General features: G+C 27.7%; 3 protein-coding genes and 1 pseudogene. All 4 read right to left on the minus strand.

Annotated elements, in window-relative coordinates; genetic code table 11:
• A pseudogene (locus tag Q5F54_RS11445) lies at positions 1 to 296 on the minus strand (DUF362 domain-containing protein); the annotation flags it as partial.
• 76 nt (positions 297 to 372) lie between these two features.
• The gene (locus Q5F54_RS11450; RefSeq protein ID WP_277231586.1) at positions 373 to 477 is read right to left on the minus strand and encodes an OadG-related small transporter subunit; all 105 of its coding nucleotides are present in this window, start codon (positions 475 to 477) and stop codon (positions 373 to 375) included.
• A 12-nt stretch (positions 478 to 489) separates the two neighbouring features.
• Positions 490 to 1,611: a sodium ion-translocating decarboxylase subunit beta gene (locus Q5F54_RS11455; RefSeq protein WP_302334454.1), complete on the minus strand. Its 1,122-nt coding sequence runs from the start codon at positions 1,609 to 1,611 to the stop codon at positions 490 to 492.
• Positions 1,612 to 2,006: 395 nt separating this feature from the next.
• The coding region (locus tag Q5F54_RS11460) for a glycoside hydrolase family 2 TIM barrel-domain containing protein (RefSeq protein ID WP_302334455.1) at positions 2,007 to 4,055 on the minus strand (2,049 nt) is incomplete at its 5' end.

Consider the following 4,055-nt stretch of genomic DNA (forward strand, 5'->3'; position numbering starts at 1 on the left):
ACACTTTTCATAACATCAGGAGTTTTAGCTCCTCCTGACCCAGTTGCTATAACTATTTTTGATGGTTCTTTTGTTTTTATGTATTGTATAAGCTTTTTCAAAGTTTTAGGACCTACGACTACACCATCTTTAGGTGATTTATCTTTTACCCAGTTAGGAGTTATTATTACTTTATCTCCTTTTTGTATAATTTTATCCATAGGAAGTAAATCTAGGGCTTTTTCTAATGACCTACCTTCACTCATTCCTTTAGTTATAGCTACTATTGGATCTTTTACTTTACGATTTCTTATCATATTTTCACCTCTTTAAATAAAGTATTTGCATTTTTAGTACAAAAAAATCCTCTTATTTAAGAGGACTTTAATCAATTTATTTATCAAAATTATTTAATATCTTTATAGCAAAATAAATTATACCCGTAACTAAAAATACACCACACATTCCAGTAGCCATTAATTTTAATCCCTCAATCATAATATATCCCCCCTAAGATAATAGTCCAAGTATAAGACCACCAACTATAACAGATGCTATTTGACCTGATACATTAGCACTTACTGAATACATTAATATAAAATTTTGAGGGTCTTCCTTTGTAGCCAACTTTTGAACTACTCTAGCTGACATTGGAAATGCAGATATCCCAGCTGCTCCAATCATTGGATTTATCTTTTCTTTTTTAAATATATTTATAATTTTTACAAATAATACTCCACCTATTGTATCAAATATAAATGCTATAAGTCCCATACACATTATAAGTAATGTAGATGTTTTTAGAAAATCGTCACCTTTCATAGTTGATGCTATAGATAGACCTAGTAATATTGTACAAATATTTACAAGTTCATTTTGAGCAGATTTAGATAATCCTTCTACAACACCTGATTCTTTCATTAGGTTACCAAACATTAAAAATCCAATAAGAGGTATTGATTGTGGTGCTATTATACCTGCTATTACTGTAACTACTATAGGAAATAATATTTTAGTTCTTTTAGATACTTTGCCTTGAGTATAACTCATTCTTATCATTCTTTCTTCCTTTGTTGTAACAAGTTTTATAGCAAATGGCTGAATGATAGGCACTAGTGCCATATAAGAATATGCTGCTACAGATATTGGTCCAAGTAAATTCTTGGCAAGTTGAGATGCTACAAATATAGAAGTCGGTCCATCAGCAGCCCCTATTATTCCTATAGATGCAGCTTCTTTTAAGTCAAATCCAAATATTAAAGCTACTATTATAGTTAAAAATATTCCAAGTTGAGCTGATGCTCCTAAAAATATTGTAAATGGCTTTTGAAGTAGTGGTTCAAAATCAATCATTGAGCCTATTCCTATAAATATTAAAAGTGGAAATAGTTCCGTTGCTATTCCTTGTGAAAATAGTAAATCTAATATACCAACTACCTTACTATCTCCAAACAATTGAGTTATAGCTCCTGACAATGGTAAATTAGCCATTATTACTCCAAACCCCATAGGAAGTAACAGAGTTGGTTCAAATTTTTTGTATATAGCTAAGTAAATTAGTATGCATCCAATTACTATCATAATTATATCTTTAATAGATATTGCACTTATTCCTGACAGCAAACTATCCATATCCCCACCCCTTTTACTATATGTAATTATAATATATTCTAAAGTTTTTTAATTGCTACAATCTATAAACTTCTGTTGTTCTATACTATTATAAAATTTTTATCTATTGTCCATATTAAAATTTCTAGCTTATAGTTTTGCTTCGCTTATGCCCTGTGTAAGTAAATCACTTTAATTTACATATGGATGATATTTTTTCCCTTGACAATAACTTAATTCAGTGATTAAGTTATTGTATTAATAATGAATTTCAAAATATTTTTTATGTTGAAAAGTAATTTATTTATATTACTCAAATTCAGAAATTTATCTTACTTTTTAATATATTATATTTTCCTATAAGCGTAAAAAAGCATATCCTTCATAATTTAGAAGGATATGCTCTTTACAAATATTTATATTGGTTTTATTTCATATGTTAAAGTATAAATTTTATTAGGATTTAAAATATATTCCGGATGAGGTAATGCTCTCCAGCTATCATCTCCTCCTACTCCCATTTGTTTGTATATTATTCTTAATACAGTTGCATCTAATGGCTTTAATTTATAGAAATGATCTGCTATTTCTACATCTTCTGGATGATATTTAGATATATTAAACTCAAAAGTAGGAACTCCACTTATTTTTATTCCGTCTCCTTTTTCATTTTTTATTTCTAAATATCTTACATCAGTTTTAGCACCATTTTCTTGAGGTTGAAGATAATTTACCATTTTTTCAGTTACTATATCTTCGTATAACCCTACCTTAGCACTCTTATATTTATCCCAGTAATTTTCTATTTCTCCTCTACCATAATAAGTTATATTTTTAAATTCTTCTTTAAGTATAAACATATCGCTTATTGCAGGTATTTTAGCTAAATCTCTATTTGGATTTAATATTTGTTGTACTTTTAGTTTAGAGTTACTATCTAATGAGTATACATATGTTACTGTACTATTATTATCTAGTTCTATATCTACTACTAAATTAACTAAATTAATATAGTTTTCTATTTTAATGTTTACTAAATTCATATTTGGATTTCTCCATGTAACTGCATCTACTTCATTTTTAAATCCTCTATCATTATTAGTACTTGCTCTCCAAAAATATGGTCTTGATTCTTCTTTTAGTATATTTTCTCCGTTTACTATATACTGTGCTAAAAGTCCACTTTCTTTTGATAAAGATACTTTTACTTTTTCTGTAGATAATGTTATCAATTTATCTTCTTCATTTATATTAACTTTATTAGTATTTTCTTCTCTTTCTATTTTTAATGTATTTGGTTTTAATACAACTTGATGATGTTTTATTTCATGACCTTTAGGTGCATACATTGTTTCATTCTTTTCTTTAACTGTAAATGTAACTATGTATTCCTCACCTTTGTATCTTTTTTGTACCACATCATATTCTAGTTCATAAGTTTGTCCAGGCTCTAAATCTATTGTTACACATTTTTCATCTACAAACTCACCATTTTTAGTTGTAGTTATGAATATGTCATATCTATTTAAATTATTGAATAAATAATCATTTTTTATCTTAACTAAACCTTCTTTTACATCTTCAAATAATACATCTGCATACCAGTATTTAATCTCATAGAATTTAGGAGTTACTTCTCCATTAGCAAATACTAATCCATTTCCACTAAAATCATAATCATTTGGGAAATCTCCAAAATCTCCTCCATAAGCTAAATAACTTATATCTCCTTCTTTTTTTAGGATTGCTTGGTCTTTAAAGTCCCATACAAATCCACCTTGTAGAACATCATATTTCCTAAATAATTTATAATATGCATCTAGATTACCATTTGAATTTCCCATAGAATGTGTATATTCACACATTATATGAGGTTTTTTAGGATTATTTTTTGCATATTCTTCTATTTCCCAAGGTCTTGTGTACATTTGACTTTCTATCTCTGATACATCTTCATACATTCTATGATGAAATATTCCTTCATAGTGTACTATTCTAGATTTGTCATTATCTTTAAAGAATCTATACATTTTTCTGAAGTTTTCTCCTCCAAAAGATTCATTTCCTAATGACCATATTATTATAGATGGATGATTTTTATCTCTTTCAAACATAGATTTACATCTTGCTAACACAGCATCTGTCCACTCTGGTTTACTTCCTGGAAGTGCACCTTCTTCTTCTTTTTGTCCATACTTCCATGTACCATGAGTTTCTAGGTTTACTTCATCAATTACATATAATCCATATTTATCACATAAATCATACATATATGGATTATTTGGATAATGAGAAGTTCTTAAAGCATTAACATTAAATTGCTTCATTATTTTTATATCTTTTTCCATTACTTCTTTATTTATAGCTCTTCCCATTTCGCTGTCAAATTCATGTCTATTAACACCATTAAATAGTATACGTTTTCCATTTATGTACATTACATTTTCTTTTATTTCAAATCGTCT

It is taken from the genome of uncultured Romboutsia sp., from assembly GCF_958366745.1.
Lineage (GTDB): Bacteria > Bacillota > Clostridia > Peptostreptococcales > Peptostreptococcaceae > Romboutsia > Romboutsia timonensis.